This is a genomic window from Streptomyces sp. NPDC046900, assembly GCF_040644975.1.
GTDB lineage: Bacteria > Actinomycetota > Actinomycetes > Streptomycetales > Streptomycetaceae > Streptomyces.
The window spans coordinates 97203-119062 of record NZ_JBEYXD010000016.1 but is presented as its reverse complement, the minus strand read 5'-3'; the positions used below and the strand labels follow the sequence as shown (position 1 = coordinate 119062).

The 21860-nt window shown below is 72.6% G+C and carries 19 protein-coding genes and 3 pseudogenes; 18 read left to right on the top strand and 4 right to left on the bottom strand.

Annotated features, from left to right (window positions below; genetic code table 11):
- Positions 1 to 86: 86 nt before the first annotated feature.
- Positions 87 to 686 carry a nucleotidyltransferase family protein gene (locus ABZ904_RS18705; RefSeq protein WP_361824416.1) on the bottom strand — a complete coding sequence of 200 codons (600 nt, stop codon included), beginning with the start codon at positions 684 to 686 and terminating at the stop codon, positions 87 to 89.
- A gap of 187 nt (positions 687 to 873) precedes the next feature.
- Between ABZ904_RS18705 and ABZ904_RS18700 the strand changes: the two genes are divergently transcribed.
- The 3 genes and pseudogenes from ABZ904_RS18700 to ABZ904_RS18690 form a co-directional block, all read left to right on the top strand.
- On the top strand, positions 874 to 1188 hold the full coding sequence (locus ABZ904_RS18700) for a DUF5955 family protein (RefSeq protein WP_361824413.1): 315 nt from the start codon (positions 874 to 876) through the stop codon (positions 1186 to 1188).
- Between the two features lie 92 nt (positions 1189 to 1280).
- A pseudogene (locus tag ABZ904_RS18695) lies at positions 1281 to 1562 on the top strand (ABC transporter permease); the annotation flags it as partial.
- A pseudogene (locus ABZ904_RS18690) lies at positions 1553 to 1897 on the top strand (ATP-binding cassette domain-containing protein); the annotation flags it as partial. The pseudogenes ABZ904_RS18695 and ABZ904_RS18690, both read left to right, overlap by 10 nt.
- A gap of 10 nt (positions 1898 to 1907) precedes the next feature.
- Here the strand turns inward: ABZ904_RS18690 and ABZ904_RS18685 are convergent.
- Complete coding sequence (locus tag ABZ904_RS18685; protein WP_360994642.1) at positions 1908 to 2705, bottom strand: IclR family transcriptional regulator; 798 nt, start codon at positions 2703 to 2705, stop codon at positions 1908 to 1910.
- 275 nt (positions 2706 to 2980) lie between these two features.
- Between ABZ904_RS18685 and allB the strand changes: the two genes are divergently transcribed.
- Both allB and alc read left to right on the top strand, forming a co-directional pair.
- The gene (gene allB / locus ABZ904_RS18680; protein WP_361824410.1) at positions 2981 to 4321 is read left to right on the top strand and encodes an allantoinase AllB; all 1341 of its coding nucleotides are present in this window, start codon (positions 2981 to 2983) and stop codon (positions 4319 to 4321) included.
- 47 nt (positions 4322 to 4368) lie between these two features.
- Positions 4369 to 5484 carry an allantoicase gene (gene alc, locus ABZ904_RS18675; protein ID WP_361824407.1) on the top strand — a complete coding sequence of 372 codons (1116 nt, stop codon included), beginning with the start codon at positions 4369 to 4371 and terminating at the stop codon, positions 5482 to 5484.
- Between the two features lie 96 nt (positions 5485 to 5580).
- Here alc and ABZ904_RS18670 read toward each other — a convergent pair.
- Positions 5581 to 6116: pseudogene (locus tag ABZ904_RS18670) on the bottom strand (SDR family oxidoreductase).
- Positions 6117 to 6274: 158 nt separating this feature from the next.
- Between ABZ904_RS18670 and ABZ904_RS18665 the strand changes: the two are divergent.
- The 4 genes from ABZ904_RS18665 (at position 6275) to ABZ904_RS18650 (ending at position 9428) form a co-directional block, all read left to right on the top strand.
- Positions 6275 to 7087, top strand: a complete 813-nt coding sequence (locus ABZ904_RS18665; protein ID WP_359403790.1) for an AIM24 family protein — start codon at positions 6275 to 6277, stop codon at positions 7085 to 7087.
- 15 nt (positions 7088 to 7102) lie between these two features.
- Positions 7103 to 7252, top strand: coding sequence for a hypothetical protein (locus tag ABZ904_RS18660; protein WP_361824404.1), 150 nt, complete (start codon positions 7103 to 7105; stop codon positions 7250 to 7252).
- Positions 7253 to 7336: 84 nt separating this feature from the next.
- A complete protein-coding gene (locus ABZ904_RS18655; protein WP_361824402.1) occupies positions 7337 to 7732 on the top strand; it encodes a ribonuclease domain-containing protein in 396 nt (131 codons plus the stop codon).
- Between the two features lie 331 nt (positions 7733 to 8063).
- Complete coding sequence (locus tag ABZ904_RS18650; RefSeq protein WP_361824399.1) at positions 8064 to 9428, top strand: histidine kinase; 1365 nt, start codon at positions 8064 to 8066, stop codon at positions 9426 to 9428.
- Positions 9429 to 9455: 27 nt separating this feature from the next.
- On the opposite strand, the gene ABZ904_RS18645 is transcribed toward ABZ904_RS18650, so the two are convergent.
- Positions 9456 to 9887 (bottom strand): GNAT family N-acetyltransferase, encoded by a 432-nt coding sequence (locus ABZ904_RS18645; RefSeq protein ID WP_361824396.1) that lies wholly within the window; start codon positions 9885 to 9887, stop codon positions 9456 to 9458.
- Positions 9888 to 10058: 171 nt separating this feature from the next.
- Here ABZ904_RS18645 and ABZ904_RS18640 point away from each other — a divergent pair, with 171 nt between their 5' ends.
- The 9 genes from ABZ904_RS18640 to ABZ904_RS18600 all read left to right on the top strand — a co-directional run bounded on the left by ABZ904_RS18640 (position 10059) and on the right by ABZ904_RS18600 (position 21859).
- On the top strand, positions 10059 to 10730 hold the full coding sequence (locus ABZ904_RS18640) for a response regulator transcription factor (RefSeq protein WP_359403775.1): 672 nt from the start codon (positions 10059 to 10061) through the stop codon (positions 10728 to 10730).
- A gap of 100 nt (positions 10731 to 10830) precedes the next feature.
- The gene (locus ABZ904_RS18635; RefSeq protein ID WP_359403846.1) at positions 10831 to 11580 is read left to right on the top strand and encodes a GntR family transcriptional regulator; all 750 of its coding nucleotides are present in this window, start codon (positions 10831 to 10833) and stop codon (positions 11578 to 11580) included.
- Between the two features lie 136 nt (positions 11581 to 11716).
- Positions 11717 to 12721, top strand: coding sequence for a sugar ABC transporter substrate-binding protein (locus ABZ904_RS18630; protein ID WP_361824393.1), 1005 nt, complete (start codon positions 11717 to 11719; stop codon positions 12719 to 12721).
- Positions 12718 to 13785 carry an ABC transporter permease gene (locus ABZ904_RS18625; protein ID WP_361824390.1) on the top strand — a complete coding sequence of 356 codons (1068 nt, stop codon included), beginning with the start codon at positions 12718 to 12720 and terminating at the stop codon, positions 13783 to 13785. Before ABZ904_RS18630 ends, ABZ904_RS18625 begins: the two co-directional genes overlap by 4 nt.
- Entirely contained in the window at positions 13782 to 14594 is an 813-nt protein-coding gene (locus tag ABZ904_RS18620) for an ATP-binding cassette domain-containing protein (RefSeq protein ID WP_361824387.1), read from the top strand. Before ABZ904_RS18625 ends, ABZ904_RS18620 begins: the two co-directional genes overlap by 4 nt.
- 127 nt (positions 14595 to 14721) lie before the next feature.
- A complete protein-coding gene (locus tag ABZ904_RS18615; protein WP_359403764.1) occupies positions 14722 to 15867 on the top strand; it encodes an ROK family glucokinase in 1146 nt (381 codons plus the stop codon).
- 74 nt (positions 15868 to 15941) lie between these two features.
- Positions 15942 to 16451: a sugar kinase gene (locus ABZ904_RS18610; protein WP_360994608.1), complete on the top strand. Its 510-nt coding sequence runs from the start codon at positions 15942 to 15944 to the stop codon at positions 16449 to 16451.
- Positions 16452 to 16583: 132 nt separating this feature from the next.
- Positions 16584 to 19388, top strand: a complete 2805-nt coding sequence (locus ABZ904_RS18605) for an SNF2-related protein (RefSeq protein ID WP_361824383.1) — start codon at positions 16584 to 16586, stop codon at positions 19386 to 19388.
- Positions 19389 to 19660: 272 nt separating this feature from the next.
- On the top strand, positions 19661 to 21859 hold the full coding sequence (locus ABZ904_RS18600) for an SWIM zinc finger family protein (protein ID WP_360994604.1): 2199 nt from the start codon (positions 19661 to 19663) through the stop codon (positions 21857 to 21859).
- Position 21860: the final 1 nt, after the last annotated feature.

Here is a 21860-nt window from a genome sequence, read left to right as displayed (position 1 = left end):
AGTAGTTTCCTCATAGTGGAAGTTCAATGATCTGTTGACGTCGAGATTCTCCGCATCGAGCCAAGATGGCGCTCGGTGCCACGCCCTCACTCGAGGTGGACCAAGTCGCCCCGGGTGTCGATGTCGTAGGCCTGCGCCACGTCCCCGCACTCCACGAGGGTGATCGCGTCCTCATGGGCTTTGAGGTAGTCGCGCGCCCCCCGGTCGCCCGTCGCCGTCGCCGCGATGCCCGCCCAGTGGCTCGCGCCGAACAGCACCGGATGGCCGCGTACCCCGTCGTAGGCGGCCGAGACCAGCGATGTCCCGTCCTTGTACGCGGCCAGCACCCGGGCCACCGCCGCCGGACCGATCCCCGGCTGGTCGACGAGCAGGACCAGGGCCGCCGACGCCCCCGTCCCGGCGAGCGACGCGAGCCCCGCCCGCAGCGAGGAACCCATGCCCTGCTCCCAGTCCGGGTTGTCCACCAGTACGCAACCGGTGAGCTCCGCCCGCTCACGTACGACTTCGGCAGCCGCTCCCAGCACCACGTGCACGCGGGCGCACCCGACCGCCCGCAGGACCTCGACCGCGTGCTCCACGAGCGGCCGCCTGCGGTGTTCGAGCAGCGCCTTGGGCCGTCCGCCGAGCCGCCGGCCTCCGCCCGCCGCGAGGAGGAGCCCGGCGATGCGGTCTTCGTTTCGCGTCATACGTCCTGCATACCTGACCCCGTGCCGGGCGTGCGGTTTCCCAGGGCTGAATTTCGGTCCGCACGGTGGCGCCCGGCGCACCGATTGGCGTTTACTGACCCGCGTCCCCCGGCGCCTGACCGACGCCACGGGGCACCGGGCGACGTACCGACGCCGTGCGCGCAAAGGGGTGCGAGGGGGGAGAGCTGTGTTGCGGAGCTTGGGGCAGAGGCCAGTGACCGGCAGCGATGAGGACCCGCGAGTGGCGGGACTGCGGACCGCGGTGTACCAGCTGCGCCGCGAACTCGCCATGCTCCCGGCCGAGTTCCCCGACCGCGGCATAGCCGAGGACGAACTCGCCGCGCTCGCCTCCATGGCCGTGAGCGGCGCTCCCGAGATCCCGCGCCTGCGCCGGTCCCTGCTGCTGGTCGCCGGTGCGATCGGCTCGGTCAGTGCCCTGGGCCGGGGCCTCGCGGACGTCCGCAGCGCGGTGGAGCTGTTCGGGGAGCCGCCCCGCGACTGAGCGCTCGCGGCCGGGGCTATCCCCGGCGGCGGATGACTCCCCGCTCCGCGGCCACCGCCACCGCGGCCGTGCGAGTCGACGCCCAACTCGTGATCTCCGCCCTCGTCACCGGGGCCTTCTTCACGGTGTGGACGATCCAGCGGTCGCCCGACATCGCGGTCCTGAAGGCGCTCGGCGCCACCACGCCGTATCTGCTGCGCGACGCGCTCGGCCAGGCGGTCGTCGTGCTGGTCGCCGGGACCCTGCTCGGGGCCGGCCTGGCCGCCGTGACCGGTGTCCTGATCTCCGGCGGGGACGTGCCCTTCGTGCTCGACGCACCGACCCTTCTCGGGCCGTCCGGGGTGATGACCGTCCTCGGAGCGCTCGGCGCGGCGCGGCGGACCGCGCCCGGGACCTGCTCGCCTCGGTCGGGCTCGCCGGGCAGACGCACCGCCGGCCGCACCAGCTCTCCGGGGGCCGGCGGCAGCGGGTCGACATCGCCCGTGCGCTGATGAACGAGCCGTCCGTGCTGCTGGTGGACGAGCCGACCAGCGCCCTCGACCACGAACGGGGCGCGGCCGTGGTGGACCTGCTGTTCCGTCTCACACGGGAGCAGGGCACGGCCACGGTCCTGGTGACGCACGACCGCTCCCATCTCGAAGGAGTGGACGCGGTGCGGGAGATGACGGACGGGCGGCTGACCTCCCCGGTCGACGGGCAGCCCATGTGACGGCTGTGGGTCAGGCGGCGGGGCCCGTGCTCGCCAGCGCCGCCGACAGCTCGGCGGCCACCTGCTGGAGCACCGGCACGATCTTCTCCGTCGCCGCGTCCGTGACCCGGCCCGCCGGCCCGGAGATGGAGATCGCCGCGGCCGTCGGGGAGCCGGGGACGGACACCGCGAGACAGCGGACCCCCATCTCCTGCTCGTTGTCGTCGACCGCGTACCCGAGCCGGCGTACCTCGGCCAGTGCGGCGAGGAAGGCGTCCGGAGTGGTGATCGTCTTCTCCGTCGCGGCGGGCATGCCCGTGCGGGCGAGCAGCGCGCGCACCTCGCCGTCCGGCGTGTTGGCGAGCAGCGCCTTGCCCACACCCGTGGAGTGCGGCAGCACCCGCCGGCCCACCTCGGTGAACATCCGCATCGAGTGCTTGGACGGCACCTGCGCCACGTACACGATCTCGTCGCCGTCGAGCAGGGCCATGTTCGCGGTCTCGCCTGTCTCCTCCACCAGGTGTGCGAGGTGGGGGCGGGCCCAGGTGCCGAGCAGGCGGGACGCCGACTCGCCGAGCCGGATCAGCCGGGGGCCGAGCGCGTAGCGGCGGTTGGGCTGCTGGCGGACGTAACCGCAGGCCACCAGTGTGCGCATCAGACGGTGGATCGTGGGCAGCGGCAGCCCGCTGCTCGCGGACAGCTCGCTCAGGCCGACCTCGCCGCCCGCGTCGGCCATTCGCTCCAAAAGGTCGAAGGCACGCTCGAGGGACTGGACGCCGCCGCCCGCGGCGGACTTTGCGGGGGCGTCGCTGGCGCTGGACGTCGGCACGGCGCGTTCCTTTCGGGGCGGACAGGGAGGGAGGGGCAGAAGCCTACCCGGCGGCCGGTCCACCGCCCGGTGGTGCATAGCTACGCCTCTCGTTACGAAAGTCTAATTCCGCCTTGTGGAAACGTCCAGAACGGCCGTGCCGGAGGTGCTCGGAGTAGGCGCACCCTTGACGGTGCAGGGGCGGGAGTGAAGACTCCTTCAACAGAACGTTGAATTCGTTCCGTGGAGGCAACTCCCGTTTCCCGCGGGCAGGACGTCGGCAGAGAGGGGCCGGGGTGTCCGACACTGAACTGGTGCTGCGCTCGAGGCGCGTTGTCACTCCCGAAGGGACGCGCCCGGCGGCGGTCGCGGTCGCCGGGGGCACGATCTCGGCCGTACTGCCCTACGACGCGGACGTGCCGGCCGGGACCCGACGGGAGGACTTCGGCGACGACGTCCTCATGCCCGGTCTGGTCGACACCCACGTCCACGTCAACGACCCGGGTCGCAGCGAGTGGGAGGGCTTCTGGAGCGCCACCCGCGCGGCGGCGGCCGGCGGCATCACCACGGTCGTCGACATGCCGCTCAACTCGCTTCCGCCGACCACGACGGTCGGCCACCTGCGCACGAAGAAGGAGGCCGCGGCCGGCAAGGCGCACATCGACGTCGGCTTCTGGGGCGGCGCCCTGCCGGACAACGTCAAGGACCTGCGACCGCTGCACGAGGCCGGTGTCTTCGGGTTCAAGGCGTTCCTCTCCCCGTCGGGCGTGGACGAGTTCCCTCCGCTCGACCCGGAGCAACTGGCCCGTTCCCTGGCCGAGATCGCCGGCTTCGGCGGACTGCTCATCGTGCACGCCGAGGACCCGAGCCGGCTCGCCGCGGCCCCGCAGCGGGGCGGTCCCAGGTACGCCGACTTCCTCGCCTCCCGGCCCAAGGACGCCGAGGACACGGCGATCGCCCACCTCATCGCACAGGCGAAGCGCCTCGACGCCCGTGTGCACGTGCTCCACCTGTCGTCCGGCGACGCGCTGCCGCTGATCGCCGAGGCCAGGGCCGAGGGCGTACGGATCACCGTGGAGACCTGCCCGCACTATCTGACCCTGACGGCCGAGGAAGTCCCGGACGGGGCGAGCGAGTTCAAGTGCTGTCCGCCCATCCGCGAGGCCGCCAACCAGGACGCGCTGTGGCGGGCGCTGGCCGACGGCACGATCGACTGCGTGGTCACCGACCACTCGCCCTCGACGGCCGACCTGAAGACCGGCGACTTCGCGACCGCGTGGGGCGGCATATCCGGACTCCAGCTGAGCCTGTCCGCGGTCTGGACCGAGGCCCGCGGGCGCGGCCACGGACTTGAGGACGTGGTGGGCTGGATGTCGACACGCACGGCACGACTGGCGGGACTCGACGCACGCAAGGGCGCCATCGAGGCCGGCCGCGACGCCGACTTCGCGGTGTTCACCCCCGAGGAGACCTTCACCGTGGACCCGGCGGCCCTCCAGCACCGCAACAGGGTCACGGCGTACGCGGGCCGGACCCTGCACGGCGTCGTCAAGTCCACCTGGCTGCGCGGCGAGCGCATCGTGGCGGACGGCGCGTTCACCGAGCCGAAGGGACGACTGCTCGCCAGAACCGACTGACCTCCGCACCCGCCGCGACCGACTCCCGAAAGGAAGACCTGATCACTGTGACGGCGATTCCCACGTTCACCGGCGACGCCGGCCCCTACGGAGGCGGTGACCCGTACGCGGACTACCGCACCGCCGACTTCCCCTTCACCCGCCACGCCGACCTCGCCGACCGGCGGCTCGGCGCCGGGGTCGTCGCCGCCAACGACGAGTTCTTCGCCCAGCGCGAGAACCTGCTGGTGCCCGGGCGCGCCGAGTTCGACCCCGAGCACTTCGGGCACAAGGGCAAGGTCATGGACGGCTGGGAGACACGGCGCCGCCGCGGCGGCTCGGCGGAGCACCCCTGGCCCGCGGAGGACGACCACGACTGGGCGCTGATCCGCCTCGGCACGCCGGGCGTCGTACGCGGCATCGTCGTCGACACCGCCCATTTCCGCGGCAACTACCCGCAGGCGGTGTCCGTCGAGGGCACGGCGGTAGCGGGCTCCCCGTCCCCGCAGGAGCTGCTGGGCGACGACGTGAAGTGGACGACGCTCGTCCCGCGCACCCCGGTCGGCGGTCACGCGGCCAACGGGTTCGCGGTCGCCGTCGAACAGCGCTTCACGCATCTGCGGGTCAACCAGCACCCCGACGGCGGCATCGCGCGTCTGCGCGTCCACGGCGAAGCGGTGCCGGACCCGGCGTGGCTCGAGGCCCTCGGCACCTTCGACGTCGTCGCCCTGGAGAACGGGGGCCGGGTCGAGGACGCCTCGAACCTCTTCTACTCGCCCGCCACCAACACCATCCAGCCGGGCCGCTCCCGCAAGATGGACGACGGCTGGGAGACACGGCGCCGCCGGGACCACGGCAACGACTGGATCCGCTACCGGCTCGTGGCCGAGGCGCAGATCCGGGCGATCGAGATCGACACGGCGTATCTCAAGGGCAACTCGGCTGGCTGGGCCTCCGTCTCGGTCAAGGACGGCGAGGACGGTGAGTGGCGGGAGATCCTCGCGCGCACCCGCCTCCAGCCGGACACCAACCACCGGTTCGTCCTGCCGGATCCGGCCGTTGGTACGCACGCGCGCGTGGACATCTTCCCGGACGGCGGCATCTCCCGGCTGCGCCTGTACGGCTCCCTGACCCGGGAGGGCGCGGCCCGCCTGGCGGCACGCTTCCAGGAACTGGGCGGCTGAGGCCCCGGCACCCATGGGGCGCACCGGCAACGAGTGCGCCCCATGGGGTGTTCAGGCGGCGTGCCCGCCGTCCACGGTGAACTCGGCGCCGGTGACCTAGGCGGCGTCCGCTCCCGCCAGGTACGTCACCGCCGACGCCACCTCGTGCGCCGTGCCGAAGAGGCGCAGCGCCGTCATCGCCGCCTGGGCGGAGGCGTGGGGGCCGTCCGCGAGATTCATGCCGGCGTCGATCGGACCGGGATGGACGATGTCGGCGCTGATCCCGCGCTCTCCGAGCTCCCGTGCGAGGGCCTTCGTCAGGCCGCCGCCTCGCGCGGGGAGCGCGGCGGCCGGATGATCAGCGTCGGCACCGGTATGACCCAGCGCGTGCCGGGTCCCGGGCCGAGCACTCCGACGCCGCGTTGTCGACCAGGACGTCCAGCCCTCCCAGTGCCTCCCCGGCACGGCCCACCGCGCCCGCGGCCTCGCCCGCGTCGCCGGAGTCCGCCGAGTCCGCGTGCTGGGCCACTGCCCGGCGGCGGCCCCAGCGCCTCGACGCCCCGGACGACCTCGGCTGCCCCCTGGCCGCTCGCACAGGTGACGGCCCTGTCCGCCCCCTCGCGGGCCGGCCGCCGTGCCGTCGCCGCGCCCATGCCGCGGCTTCCGCCGGTGATCAGGGCCGTCCGCCGTCAGGGTTCCTCGTGGAGTCATGAGCCCGTCCCAGCGCCGCGGCGCGCGGAACACAGGCGGCGAACGGACATCGGCTTGGCGTGCCCGGAACTCTTTCACCCGTCCGCCGCGTTCTCCCCCCGTGACTCTTCAGCAAGAAATCGTCGGCAACGCCATGCAGATGGCGGTCGTCAACCTGCATCCGGGACAGACCGTGTACTGCGAGGCGGGCAAGTTCCTCTTCAAGACCACGAACGTCACCATGGAGACCCGTCTGTCCGGCCCGTCGAACAACGGCGGCCAGCCCCAGGGCGGGGGCAGCGGCATGGGTGGATTCCTGCGCCAGGCCATGGGCACCGCCATGCAGGTCGGCCAGCGGGCGCTCGCGGGTGAGTCGCTGGCGTTCCAGTACTTCACCTCACAGGGCGGCGAGGGCACCGTCGGTTTCGCGGGTGTCCTGCCCGGCGAGATGCGCGCGCTGGAACTCGACGGCGCGCGCGCGTGGTTCGCGGAGAAGGACGCTTTCGTGGCTGCCGAGTCGACGGTGGACTTCGGCATCGCCTTCCAGGGCGGCCGTACCGGGATGAGCGGCGGCGAGGGCTTCATCCTGGAGAAGTTCACCGGTCACGGGACGGTGATCATCGCCGGTGCGGGCAATTTCATCGACCTCAACCCCGCCGACTTCGGCGGCCGCATCGAGGTCGACACCGGATGCGTCGTCGCCTTCGAGGAAGGCATCCAGTACGGCGTCCAGCGCGTCGGCGGCCTGAACCGCCAGGGGATCATGAACATGGTCTTCGGTGGCGAGGGCCTGTCCCTGGCCACCCTGGAGGGCAACGGCCGCGTCATCCTGCAGTCCCTCACCATCGAGAGCCTCGCCAACGCCCTCAAGAAGGCACAGGGCGGCGACAAGCAGGGGCCGACGGGCGGACTGTTCTCGACGAACGTGGGCTGAGCCGAGGAGTTCCGGGTGCCGACGGGGCCTTCCGCCGGCACCCGTACGACCGGCGCGTGCGCCGCCTTCCACCCGTACGACCTGGAGGGCCGCCCGCGACACGGCTCCCGCGCGCTTGTGCGACACGCCCTGCCCGAGATCGTCCGCGCCGCGGCCGCAGGTTAACTACGCGAAAATTCGAGGGACTTGACAGGAAACTCTGTCACTTGTCATTGACATGCCATCGTCTACGCGCGTCATCATGACGGCATGAGATTCCCCCCACGCGCAACACGAATCGGTGCCGCGGCCGCGCTCGCGTCGGCCCTGCTCATGGGCGCCACCGTCACCACCACCACCGCGGAGGCCGCTGCCACGTCCGTCGGCAGCATCTGCTACGGCGACCTGCCCTCCCAGGCGTACACCACGCTCCGTCTGATCGACTCGGGCGGTCCGTTCCCGTACCCGCAGGACGGGATCGTCTTCCAGAACCGCGAAGGCGTGCTGCCCCGGCAGTCGACCGGCTACTACCACGAGTACACGGTCAAGACGCCCGGCTCCTCCACCCGTGGGGCCCGCCGGATCGTCACCGGCAGGCAGTACGAAGAGGACTACTACACCTCGGATCACTACGCGACGTTCGATCTGATCGACTTCGACTGCTGAGCGAACAGCGCCACCACTGCTGAGCGGACAGCATGACCGTCCGGGCCCCGACCGGTGTCCGGACGGACCTCCGCTCGCAGTCCGCTCCACCGCAGCACAGAACCCGCCCCGCGGCTCCCCCCGGAAAACCGGCCGCGGGGCGGGCCGCGTCCTACGGAAGTCCCGCTCCGCCCCGAGGCCCGCGCCCAAAGTCTGCGGCCCCGCGACTTTGGTCTCGGATCGGGCCGGCGGGGGAGGTGCCCAGGGCCGATCCCGCATAGATTGGCCGACCGTGAGCGGAGACGAGTCGGCACGTCCCGCGGGGACGTCGCCGCCCCGCCCGGAGACGGCCATGGAAGGCGTCCGAAGCGCCCTTGGCCTGTTGCGGACCGGCCGGCTGCGGCGGCCGGGGGCTCCTCTTGTCCCCGCCGCCCGGCCCGCGCCCCAGCCGGTGCCCGCTCCCGCTCCGGTCTCGCGACCGGCGACGGGGCAGGCGGGATACGGGCTGCCCCGGCACCGATGGTTCCTGCCCTCCGCCGTGATAGCGGAGCTGGATCCCGGCGCCGGGCGCGGGCGGCCCCGGCGTACCGTGCGGGACTGGGTCGTCGACTTCGGGTGCTTCGTCCTGGCGGTGCTCATCGCCTGTGCCGCCGGAGCCACGGTGGGACACGACCACCACATCTCGCAGGGCCTCGCGGCGGCCGACAGGGGACTCGGCGGGCTCGCCTGCCTCGCCGTCTGGCTGCGGCGCCGCTGGCCGCTCGGTCTCGCCGTGGCGATGCTCCCGGTGGGCCTGGTCTCCGACACCTCGGGCGGCGCGTGCATGATCGCCCTCTTCACCGTCGCCGTGCACCGGCCGTTCAAGTACGCCGTCTGGCTCGGCGGCGCGCAGTTCGCGCTCATCCCGGTCTTCTACTGGCTGCGCCCGGACCCGGGCATGCCGTATCTGGCCAGTGTCGCCGTCACCGCCCTGTTCACGGCGGCGGTCGTCGGCTGGGGCATGTTCGTACGGTCCAAGCGGCAGCTCATGCTGAGCCTGCGGGACCGGGCACGGCGGGCCGAGACGGAGGCGGCGCTGCGGGCCGAGCAGGCCCAGCGACTGGCCCGGGAGGAGATCGCGCGGGAGATGCACGACGTCCTCGCGCACCGTCTGACGCTGCTGAGCGTGCACGCGGGCGCCCTGGAGTTCCGGCCGGACGCGCCCCGCGAGGAGATCGCGCGGGCGGCGGGGGTGATCCGGGAGAGCGCGCACGATGCTCTGCAGGACCTTCGGGAGATCATCGGGGTGCTCAGGGCGGGCGACTCCGACGACGCCGGCCGCCCCCAGCCGACGCTGGCCGCGCTCGACGCCCTGGTCGCCGAGTGCCGTCTGGCCGGCATGAAGGTCGTCCTCGTCGACCGCCTCGCCGATCCCGCCGCCGCGCCGGCCTCCGTGGGCCGCACCGCCTACCGCATCGTGCAGGAGGGCCTGACGAACGCGCGCAAGCACGCCCCCGGGACCGAGGTCACGGTCACGGTCGTGGGCGGGCCCGTCGACGGCCTGACCGTGACGGTGCTCAATCCGGCGCCGCCCGGAGAGGTCCCGCACGTGCCCGGATCCGGGCAGGGCCTGATCGGTCTCACCGAACGCGCGACCCTGGCCGGCGGCACCCTCGACCACGGCACCGGGGACGACGGCGGCTTCCGGGTGTGGGCGTGGCTGCCCTGGCCCGGGTGAGCGCGGGCCGCGTGGTGTGCGGCCGGTTCAGCCGAGCCGCAGCGTGTGCCACACCTCGTCGGCGTCCGCCACATGGCGGTCGACCTCGACGAAGCCGTGTTGGTGCGCGAACCGCAGCCCGTCCGCGTTGACGCCGAGCACGATCGTCTCGATCACCTCGGCGCCCAGCCGCCGCGCCCGCTCGACGCCCCGCTCGTAGAGCTGCCCGCCGAAGCCCTGCCGGCGGTGGGCGGGCAGGATCCGGGCGATGACCATGGCCGTGCCGTCCTTCGGCGGGCGTACCGTCGAGCAGCCCACGAGGACGTCGCCCAGGTACGCGACCTCCAGGTGATGGCGCGTCACCCGCTCTCGGACGTCGTCCGGGGAGAGCGGGTCCGCCGGGATGATCTCGTTGTGGACGTGACGCCAGTCCTCGAGCGTGGCGTCATCGCGCGGCGGTTCGAAGCGAAGGCTCGGCATCGCAGCAGAAAACCGGCGGCCCTTCGTCGGCGTCAACCGAATTCCCGGCCCCGCACGGCACCTCTGGCCGGGCGTCGGAGGTGCGCGGCACCACCGGCAGCCCGCCCCGCCGCCGCGCCCGGCGCGGCAATCCCCTCATCGACGGGGCCGTGCGGTCAATACCGTAGGGCCATGACCGCGATCCGACTGCTCCTCGTCGACGACGACCCCCTCGTACGGGCCGGCCTGTCCTTCATGATGGGCGGTGCCGACGACATCGAGATCGTCGGCGAGGCCGCCGACGGCAGCGAGGTCGAGCGGCTCGTCGAGCGCACCAGGCCCGACGTCGTCCTCATGGACATCCGGATGCCGACCGTCGACGGACTGGCCGCCACCGAGTTGCTGCGCCGCCGCGCGGACGCGCCCCAGGTCGTGGTCCTCACCACCTTCCACGCCGACGAACAGGTGCTGCGGGCACTGCGTGCGGGCGCCGCCGGGTTCGTCCTCAAGGACACCCCGCCCGCCGAGATACTCGACGCGGTACGCCGTGTCTCGGCCGGCGACCCGGTGCTGTCGCCCGCGGTCACCCGGCAGCTGATGGCGCACGCCGCCGGGGCCGGGCCCGGCACCCGGCGCCATGCCGCACGCGAGCGGATCGCGGCACTGGGTGAGCGCGAACGGGAGGTCGCCGTCGCGGTCGGCCGGGGTGCCTCGAACGCGGAGATCGCCGCCGAGCTGTACATGAGCGTCGCCACGGTCAAGACGCATGTCTCCCGGCTCCTCGCCAAGCTCGGCCTCAACAACCGTGTGCAGATCGCCCTGCTGACCTACGACGCGGGACTGCTGGACGAGCCCGGGCACTGAGCGCGGCGCAGGTGTCAATTCAGTTTGTCTGGACAATCGGACTACACAACTTCCCGTCAAGGAATGCCGGAGCTACGCTCGGGCCGTGCCGAAACCACTTGTGGATCCGACCGTCTCGCTCCAGCTCAGCGTCGACCGGAACAGCCCAGTACCGCTGTACTTCCAGTTGTCCCAGCAGCTGGAGGCCGCGATCGAGCACGGGTCGCTGACGCCGGGCAGTCTGCTGGGCAACGAGATCGAGCTGGCCGCACGGCTCGGGCTGTCCCGGCCCACCGTCCGCCAGGCCATCCAGTCCCTGGTCGACAAGGGACTGCTCGTGCGCCGCCGGGGTGTCGGCACACAGGTCGTGCACAGCCAGGTCAAACGTCCACTGGAGCTCAGCAGCCTGTACGACGACCTGGAGGCGGCCGGGCAGCGGCCCGCGACCCGTGTGGTCGTCAACACCTTCATGGCGGCCTCCGCCGAGGTCGCCGCCGCGCTCGGCGTGCCCGAGGGCAGCGAGGTGCACCGGCTCGAGCGGCTGCGTCTCGCGCACGGCGAGCCGATGGCGTACCTGTGCAACTACCTGCCGGCCGGCCTGCTCGACCTCGACACCGAGCAGCTTGAGTCGACCGGTCTGTACCGGCTGATGCGGGCCACCGGCATCACGCTGCACAGCGCCCGGCAGTCCGTCGGGGCCCGGGCCGCCACCGCGGTCGAGGGCGAACGGCTCGGCGAGCCCGAGGGCGCCCCGCTGCTCACCATGCAGCGGACCACGTTCGACGACACCGGCCGTGCCGTCGAGTTCGGCACCCATACCTACCGCGCCTCGCGCTACTCCTTCGAGTTCCAGCTGCTCGTCCGCCCCTGAATCCGGCCCGAATCCGCCCCCGAGCCCGCTCCTGAGACCGTCCTCTCACCCCCACCAGGCCCCTGACCTGCGGCGTCGATCCGCGGTCAGCGATACTTGGTAGTTCAAAGCAACTACGCAAGAAGGGCACGGCCTCGTGGCACGGACCAGGACCTGGGCAACCATCGCGCTCGCAGGAGCGCTCGGCCTATCCCTCGCGGGGTGCAGCAGCCACGGCGGCAAGCGTGCCGAGGACGCCCGCAATGCCGCCGCCGCCCAGGGCCGCGCAGCGGTGGACACGCCCCGGTGGACCTTTGCGATGATCACCCATTCGGGTGATGGTGACACGTTCTGGGACATCGTGCAGAGTGGCGCGAAGCAGGCCGCCGTCAAGGACAACATCGACTTCCTGTACTCGCACGACGCCAACGCGCAGCAGCAGGCGCAGCTCGTGGACGCCGCGGTCGACCAGAAGGTCGACGGCATCATCGTCACGCTGGCCAAGCCCGAGGCGATGAAGGCCGCCGTGGAGCGGGCCGAGAAGGCCGGCATCCCGGTGGTCACGGTCAACTCGGGCTCCGCTCAGTCCAAGGCGTTCGGCGCGCTCACCCACATAGGCCAGGACGAGACGATCGCCGGCGAGGCGGTGGGCCAGGAGCTCGACAAGCGCGGCAGGAAGAAGGTCCTGTGCGTGCTGCACGAGCAGGGCAACGTGGGCCACGAACAGCGCTGCGCGGGCGTGAAGAAGACCTTCCACGGCACCGTGGAGAACCTCTACGTCAACGGCACCGACATGCCGGACGTGCAGTCCGCCCTCGAGGCCAGGCTCCAGTCGGACAAGTCCGTCGACGCGGTCGTCACCCTCGGCGCCCCCTACGCCGACACCGCCGTGAAGGCCGAGGCCGACGCCGGCAGCGGGGCGGAGATCGACACCTTCGACCTGAACGCCAAGGTCGCGGCCGGGCTGAAGGACGGGACCCTCGGCTTCGCCGTCGATCAGCAGCCGTACCTCCAGGGTTACGAGGCGGTCGACCAGCTCTGGCTCCACAAGTACAACGCCGACGTCCTCGGCGGCGGCAACCCGGTCCTCACCGGACCGCAGATCGTCACCAAGGACCAGGCCGCGGCCCTCGAGCAGTACACGAAGCGGGGGACACGATGACCGTCACGGCACCGGCCTCCGCGCCCAAGACGCAGCAGGAGCGGACGGCGGACGAGCGGCTCCTGAGGACCTCGCCGCTGAAGAGAGTCCTCGGCAGGCCCGAGCTGGGCTCGGTGGTCGGCGCGCTCGCCGTCTTCCTCTTCTTCTCACTCGCCGCCGACAGTTTCCTGCGGGCGTCCAGCCTCAGCACCGTCCTGTACGCGGCCTCGACGATCGGCATCATGGCCGTGCCGGTCGCCCTGCTGATGATCGGTGGCGAGTTCGACCTGTCCGCCGGTGTCCTGGTGACGACGTCGGCGCTGGTCTCCTCGATGTTCAGTTACCAGATGACGGCCGACGTCTGGGTGGGCGTGGGTGTGTCCCTGCTGGTCACGCTGGCGATCGGGGCCTTCAACGGAGTCGTGCTGACCCGCACCAGACTGCCGAGCTTCATCGTCACGCTCGGTACGTTCCTGATGCTGACGGGGGTGAACCTGGGCCTGACCAAGCTGATCAGCGGCACGGTCTCCACCAAGTCGATCTCCGACATGGACGGCTACTCCTCGGCCAGGGCGGTCTTCGCCTCCACGCTCACGATCGGCGGAGTCCCCTTCAAGATCACCATCCTGTGGTGGTTCGCCCTGGTCGGCCTCGCCTCCTGGATCCTGCTGCGCACCCGGGCCGGCAACTGGATCTTCGCGGTCGGCGGCAACAAGGACGCGGCCCGCGCGGTCGGCGTCCCGGTCGGCAGGACCAAGACCGGCCTGTACATGGGCGTCGCGCTCGGCGCCTGGGTCTCCGGACAGCACCTGCTGTTCTCGTACGACGTGGTGCAGTCCGGCGAGGGCGTCGGCAACGAGCTGATCTACATCATCGCGGCGGTCATCGGCGGCTGCCTGATCACCGGCGGCTACGGATCCGCGGTCGGTTCCGCGGTCGGCGCGTTCATCTTCGGCATGACCGGCAAGGGCATCGTCTTCGCCCAGTGGAACCCCGACTGGTTCAAGTTCTTCCTGGGAGCGATGCTGCTCCTCGCGACCCTGCTCAACGCCTGGGTCCGCAAGCGTGCGGAGGCCACGACATGACGACGGACGTCACGGAGCGCACCGCGCTCGTCCACCTCGAAGGCGTCGGCAAGCAGTACGGCAACGTCCGCGCGCTCGACGGCGTCGGGCTGGAGGTGCACGGGGGCGAGATCACCTGCGTCCTCGGCGACAACGGCGCGGGCAAGTCCACCCTCATCAAGATCGTCGCCGGGCTGCACCGGCACGACTCGGGGAGCTTCCGCATCGAGGGCGAGGAGACCCGTCTGTCCTCCCCGCGCGAGGCGCTGGACCGGGGGATCGCCACGGTCTACCAGGACCTCGCCGTGGTCCCCCTGATGCCCGTGTGGCGCAACTTCTTCCTCGGCTCCGAGCCGCGCAGGGGCATCGGCCCCTTCAAGCGCCTCGACGTCGACTTCATGCGGCGTACGACACGCGAGCAACTGCTGCGCATGGGTATCGACCTGCGCGACGTCGACCAGCCCATCGGCACCCTGTCCGGTGGCGAACGTCAGTGTGTGGCGATCGCGCGGGCCGTGTACTTCGGTGCCAAGGTGCTGGTCCTGGACGAGCCGACGGCGGCACTGGGCGTCAAGCAGTCCGGCATGGTCCTCAAATATGTGGCGGCCGCACGGGACGAGGGCCTGGGTGTTGTTTTCATCACCCACAACCCACATCACGCCTACCTGGTGGGCGACCGTTTCGTGCTGCTCAAGCGCGGCGAGATGGTGGGCAGCCACATCCGCCAGGAGATCACCCTGGAGGAGCTGACGCGCCAGATGGCGGGCGGAGAGGAGCTCGACGATCTCCGCCACGAGCTGGAGAACCGCGCCTCGCAAGAGGCGGGCTGAAGGGGCACGGGGCTCCGCCGCGTGCGCGCGACGAGCCACGATGCACCCGTACCCGGAGGCCGTGCCGCACCGCCCGCTGCTCCCCCTGCGGAGCAGCGGGCGGCGGCGTGAGGCAGAATCGGGGCCGATGAGCACCTACCGCGACTTCACCCACCGTGGGTCCGCCCGGGCCACCGTCCTGCGGACCGTCGGCACGCGCGAGCGCCGCTCCCATCTGACGGCGCCACGCGTTCCCACGGTCGGCATCGACATCGGCGGTACGAAGGTGATGGCGGGCGTCGTCGACGCCGACGGCAACATCCTGGAGAAGCTCCGCGCCGAGACGCCCGACAAGTCCAAGAGCCCCAAGGTCGTCGAGGACACCATCGTCGAGCTCGTCCTGGACCTCTCCGACCGCCACGACGTGCACGCCGTCGGCATCGGGGCGGCCGGCTGGGTGGACGCGGACCGCAACCGCATCCTGTTCGCCCCGCATCTGTCCTGGCGCAACGAGCCCCTGCGCGACCGGCTGGCCGGGCGGCTCGCCGTGCCCGTCCTGGTCGACAACGACGCCAACTCCGCCGCCTGGGCCGAGTGGCGCTTCGGCGCGGGCCGCGGCGAGGACCACCTGGTCATGATCACCTTGGGCACCGGGATCGGCGGCGCCATCCTGGAGGGCGGCCAGGTCAAGCGCGGGAAATTCGGCGTCGCCGGCGAGTTCGGCCATATGCAGGTGGTGCCCGGCGGCCATCGCTGCCCGTGCGGCAACCGCGGCTGCTGGGAGCAGTACAGCTCCGGCAACGCCCTGGTCCGGGAGGCCAAGGAGCTCGCCGCCGCAGACTCGCCGGTGGCGTACGGGATCATCGAGCACGTCAAGGGCAACATCGCCGACATCACCGGCCCGATGATCACCGAGCTGGCCCGCGAGGGCGACGCGATGTGCGTCGAGCTGCTCGAGGACATCGGCCAGTGGCTGGGCGTCGGCATCGCGAACCTGGCGGCGGCCCTCGACCCCTCCTGCTTCGTGATCGGGGGCGGCGTCAGCGCGGCCGACGACCTGCTGATCGGTCCCGCCCGGGACGCCTTCCGGCGCCATCTGACCGGGCGCGGATACCGCCCCGAGGCCCGTATCGCGCGCGCCCAGCTCGGCCCCGAGGCCGGCATGGTCGGCGCCGCGGACCTCGCCCGGCTCGTCGCCCGCCGCTTCCGGCGCGCCAACCGGCGCCGCGTGGAGCGGTACGAACGCTACGAGCAGTACGCGCAGGCCCGCCGCACCGCCAAGGGGTCGCTGTGACGGCCGCCGCCTCGATACCGCGTCAGTCGTCGCCGCCGGACGAGCCCTCGAGGCCTCCGGAGAGCCGGTGGCACATGATCCGCCGCCGGGTGCTGACCCTGCTGACCATCGTGCTGCTCATCGGCGTCCCGGCCGGCTACCTGGTGATCTCCGCGAACCAGAGCCGCAACAGCGGCAAGGACAAGGAGGCCAAGTACTCGGCCACCGGTCTCACCGTCGGCTGGCCCTCGCGCGTCCAGCGCCGTATCTACCAGGTGACGATCCCGATGGGCGCCACGAACGTCGCGTACTACGAGACGAACAACTGGAAGACCAGCAGGCTCTACGTCCAGTTCGACACCGACGACGCCGGCCTGACCCGGTTCCTGGGCCACCTGAAGACCACCCAGGCCGCGCTGAAGCAGGACGACATCGCCATCAGCGGGCGCGACCAGGACATCGTCAGCTGGGACTTCACCCGGCCCGGCTCCTGGTACGGCCTCGTCCACAAGCAGAAGAACCCGGCGCCCACCCTGGACATCGTGGTGAACAAGTCCCACCCCTTGCAGCCCACCGTGTACGTGGTGTCCCGCACCATCCCCTGACGCACCGCTCCAGGCGACCCCGGTTCAGGCCCGCACGTCCGTGCTCCGGCCGGAGTCGGAGCCGATTGTCGGACCCCGCCCGTACAGTCGAAGACGTCTGACGCGACGCGACGGCGGGAGGTGACCGGACGTATGGGAGAGCAGGTGGCCGAGGCCGCCGTGCCCGTGAGACTGGCCGCCGTCTTCCTGCCCGCGCCACTGCCCCGCGAGAGCCGGGTCGCCTTCTGGGACCCGGAGGGCGGACCGCCGCCGCCGGGCGCCACCGAGGAACTGACGGTCGTCCGCCCTCACGGGTCCGGAGTGCGCCGGGGCGGCGTGCCCGCGCTGCTGCTGCCCATCGCCGACGCGCTGCCGCTGCTCGCCCGGTCCCGGCGCGATCCCGCCGCCCACCCCGCCACCGCCTGCTGGGGCGCGGCCACGCTGCACGCGCTGCGGCTCGTCGCGCGGGGCCGCCTGCTGCCCGGGCTCACCCCGGACGGCTACGACGCCTGGCGGGCCGGGCCGCTGGAGCCGGACGACATCACCCACCTCAGGGCGATCGCCGCCGCGCTTCCGTACGAGGGCCATGCCGTCCCGCTGCCGGGCCGAGGACCCCTGCTGCTGCCCGAGCCCGAGGCGCTGGTGCGCGCCTTCCTCGACGCGGTGGCCGACACCCTGCCGCGCACCCCGGCCGCCGCCCACACCGCGGGCGGCCCGTTCGCCGCGCGCGAGCCGCAGCGTCTGCCGCACGCGCACGACTGGGCGGCCGAGGTCGCGGCGGGCATGGACGCGGGCGTACGGATCTCGCTGCGCCTGGACCTGTCGGCGTACGACCTGTTCGACGACGGCGAGGGCACCCACCGCGCCGGGGCGGCCGTCGTGCAGGTGCACAGCCTCGCCGACCCGACCCTCGTCGTCGACGCGGCGGCGCTCTGGGCCGGTGAGGCGGACGCGGTCTTCGGCCCCCGTACCCGGGTGGACGCCGCCCTTGCCGTACGGCGCGCGGCCCGGGTATGGCCGCCACTGGACCGGCTGTGCGAGCAGGAGGTGCCGGACGTCCTGGCGCTCTCCGAAGAAGAGCTCGGTGATCTGCTGGGTGCCGCGGCCGGCCGGCTGGGCGCGGCCGGGGTCGCGGTGCACTGGCCCCGCGACCTGGCGCAGGACCTGACCGCGGCCGCGGTCGTACGGCCCGCTCCCGGCTCGGCGACCGACGGCACGGGCTTCTTCGAGACCGAGGACCTGCTCCAGTTCCGGTGGCAGCTGGCGCTCGGCGGCGAACCGCTCACCGAGGCCGAGATGGACGCTCTCGCGGAGGCCCACCGTCCGGTCGTCCGGCTGCGCGACCGGTGGGTTCTGGTCGACCCCGCGCTCGTCCGCAAGGCCCGCAAGCGCGAACTGGGCCTGCTCGATCCGGTGGACGCGCTCTCCGTCGCGCTCACCGGCACCGCGGAGGTCGACGGCGAGACGGTGCAGGCGGTGCCGGTCGGCGCGCTGGCCGCACTCCGGGACCGGCTGACGGCGGGCATCGGCCCCGCGGAGCCGCCCGCCGGCCTCACCGCACGCCTGCGGGACTACCAACTGCGCGGCCTGGCCTGGCTGGACCTGATGACCTCCCTCGGCCTCGGCGGCTGCCTCGCCGACGACATGGGGCTCGGCAAGACGGTCACGGTCATCGCCCTGCATCTGCGCCGGGCGCGTCGCGAGCCGACCCTGGTGGTCTGCCCGGCCTCCCTGCTCGGCAACTGGCAGCGGGAGATCACCCGGTTCGCCCCCGGAGTCCCGGTCCGCCGCTTCCACGGCGCCGAGCGGACCCTGGACGACCTGGACGGCGGCTTCGTGCTCACCACGTACGGGACGATGCGGACGGCGGCGCCCCGGCTCGCCGAACAGAGCTGGGGCCTGGTCGTCGCCGACGAGGCGCAGCACGTGAAGAACCCGTACTCGGCGACCGCCAAGGCTCTTCGTACGATCCCGTCGCCCGCCCGCGTGGCCCTCACCGGCACCCCTGTGGAGAACAACCTCTCCGAGCTGTGGGCACTGCTCGACTGGACGACCCCGGGGCTGCTCGGCCCGCTGAAGTCCTTCCGCGCCCGGCACGCACGCGCCGTGGAGAACGGCGAGGACGCGCAGGCGGCGGAGCGGCTGGCCCGCCTGGTCCGCCCCTTCCTGCTGCGCCGCAAGAAGTCCGACCCGGGCATCGTCCCCGAGCTGCCGCCGAAGACGGAGACGGACCACCCGGTGCCGCTCACGCGCGAACAGGCCGCGCTGTACGAGGCGGTGGTACGCGAGTCCATGCTGGCGATCGAGACGGCGCAGGGCATCGCCCGCCGGGGGCTGGTGCTGAAGCTTCTCGGTGCGCTCAAGCAGATCTGCGACCACCCGGCGCTGTATCTGAAGGAGGACACGGGCACGGCCACCGGCCTCATCGCCCGGTCCGGCAAACTCGCGCTGCTGGACGAGCTGTTGGACACACTGCTGACGGAGGACGGCTCGGCGCTGGTCTTCACGCAGTACGTCGGCATGGCCCGGCTGATCAGCACACATCTGGCCTCGCGCGCGGTACCCGCCGACCTGCTGCACGGCGGCACACCGGTGCCCGAGCGTGAGCGGATGGTGGACCGCTTCCAGAGCGGAGCGACCCCGGTCCTCGTCCTGTCCCTCAAAGCGGCGGGCACGGGCCTGAACCTCACCCGGGCGGGCCATGTCATCCACTTCGACCGCTGGTGGAACCCGGCGGTGGAGGAGCAGGCCACGGACCGGGCCTACCGCATCGGCCAGACCCAGCCGGTCCAGGTGCACCGCCTGATCACCGAGGGCACGGTGGAGGACCGCATCGCCGAGATGCTGGAGTCCAAGCGGGCGCTGGCCGACGCGATCCTGGGTTCCGGCGAGTCCTCCCTGACGGAACTGACCGACCGCGAGCTGGCCGACCTGGTGTCGCTGAGGAGGACCGAGTGAGCGCCCGGCCCGGATCCGGCGAGGAGTCCCACGCCGGCACCACGGGACCTCCGGGAGAGACGCCACGTCCAGCGGACGCGGCACGCCGCGCGCTACGGGACGCGCGGGAGCGGGCCGGTGAGCTCCCCACAGGCGACGTCGAGATCGCCGGTTGTGAGCGGGATGGGCGGGAGCGGTCTTGTGAGCCTCTCGCAGGCGGTGCGGATGTCGCCGGTCGCGAGCGGGATGGGCGGCCGGGGGACGCCGCGCGCGCGGCGTTGCGGCGGGCGAACGTGGAGCGCCGGAGCGGCCAGGCGGCCGAGGCGGCCGTCATCCGGACCCCGGAGTCCGGCGCGGAGGATGCGGCCGCAGTGAGTGAGGCGGGTGCGCTTACCGGTCCCGTCCGTGCGAGCGGACCGGCGGCGCGTCCCGGTGATGCCGCTCGCGAGGCGTTGCGGGCGTTGCGAGCAGACGTGGAGGGTGAGCGAACGGACACCAGGGAGAGGGATGTTGAGCCTCACTCCGAGGCAGGCACCTCGGAGTCCGGCGCGCAGGACGGGGCTGCTCTGGGCGCCGGTCCGCTTACCGGTCCCGTCCGTGCGAGTGGACCGTCCGCGCGTCCCGGTGATGCCGCTCGCGAGGCGTTGCGGGCGTTGCGAGCAGACGTGGAGGGTGAGCGAACGGACGTCGGGGATAGGGGTGTTGAGCCTCACTCCGAGTCCGGCGCGCAGGACGCGGCTGCTGCGGGCGAGGCTGGTCCGCTCACCCGTCCCGTCCGTGCGAGCGGACCGTCCGCGCGTCCCGGTGATGCAGCGCGCGAGGCGCTGAGGGCGGTGCGGGAAGAAGCGGAGGGTGAGCGAACGGACGTCAGAGAGAGGGGCGTTGAGCTCCGGCCCGGTGCAGGGACCTCGCATCCGTCCGCCGCTCATGGGAGGAGCCGTGACCGGGAGCGCCGCATCCCCCGCGCCGGTACACCGGACGCCCCCCGGCTCCGGGACCTACGGGAGCTGCTCGCCGGGGCCTTCGAGGCGCCGGCGTCGTCGGCATCCCGGGACAGGGGGGTCTCCGGCGAAGCGGAGCGCGACGACCGGCGAGAGTCCGGGCGCGCGTGGGCGCGGCAGCCATTCGCACGGCCCGCGCCCGACACGCGGAGCTGCTCCTCGCAGGACCTCCCGGACCAGGGTCCCGGCTCCGCGGAGTCCGAGCCGCCCCCGGCAACCGCACGCTATCCGCGTTCCATGGCGGCTCCAGGGCGCGACGGCGAACTGCGGCGGACCTTCGCGGCGCTCCCCGCACGGCCGGTGGCGCAGCGCGACCGATTCGCCGGGACATGGTGGGGCAACGCCTGGGTCGCCGCCCTGGAGGAGAGGGCCCTCGACGCGGCCCGGCTGGCGCGGGGCAGGGCGTACGCGGGCCGGGGGAACGTGGACGCGATCACCGTCACACCCGGTCTTGTGCTCGCCTATGTGCAGGGGAGCCGCCCGCGCCCGTATCGCGTACAGGTGAGGTTGCGGACGTTCTCCGACGACGAGTGGGAGCGCTTCCTGGACGCGGCCGCCGAGCGCCCCGGGCACATCGCCGCGCTGCTGGACAAGCAGGTGCCGCAGTCCCTGGCCGAGTGCGGTGTCCGGCTGCTCCCGGAGGCCGGCGATCTCGAACCGCGCTGCAGCTGCCCCGACTTCGGGCATCCCTGCAAGCACGCGGCCGCCGTCTGCTACCAGACCGCGCGCCTGCTCGACCAGGACCCCTTCGTGCTGCTGCTGCTGCGCGGCCGCGGCGAGCGCGAGTTGCTCGACGCGCTGTCCCGGCGCAACGCGGCGCGCGCGGCCCGGGCCGCGCAGGACAGGGAGGCCCCACCCGTTCCCGGCGTACGCGCCCGTGACGCCGTCGCCCGCGAGGCACTGCCGCCGCTCCCCGCTCCGCTGCAGCCGCCCGCCCACCCCGAGCAGCCGCCGGTCTATCCGGGAGCGCCCGGCGGCCCGGACCCCTTCGCGCTGGACCAGCTGGCCACGGACGCCGCGGCCCGTGCACACGCGCTGCTGACCAGGGGGTACGACCCGGTCGCGGAGCTGACACTGTGGCAGGACGCGGTACGGCTCGCCGCGGCCCGCCCGGGTTCGGGTCTCACCGCGGGGACGCGGACGCTGTACGCCTCGCTGGCCGCCGTCACCGGACGGACCCCGGCCGACCTGGCGCGGGCGGTCGCCGCGTGGCGGCAGGGCGGCCGGACGGCACTGGCCGTACTGGAGGAGCCCTGGGATCCGCCGGCGGGCCGCTTCGACCGGGCCCGCCCCCTGCTGCTGGCGGCGGACCTGCCGGCCTTCCGTCCGTGGCGCAACCGCCTGACCCACCCGGACGGCCATGTCCAGCTGCGCCTCGGTCAGGACGGCCTCTGGTACGCCTACGAGTCGGAACCGGGCCACGAGGACTGGTGGCCCCGGGGCACCCCGGACCTGGACCCGGTCGGCGCCCTGACGGGTCTGGGGGCGTGAG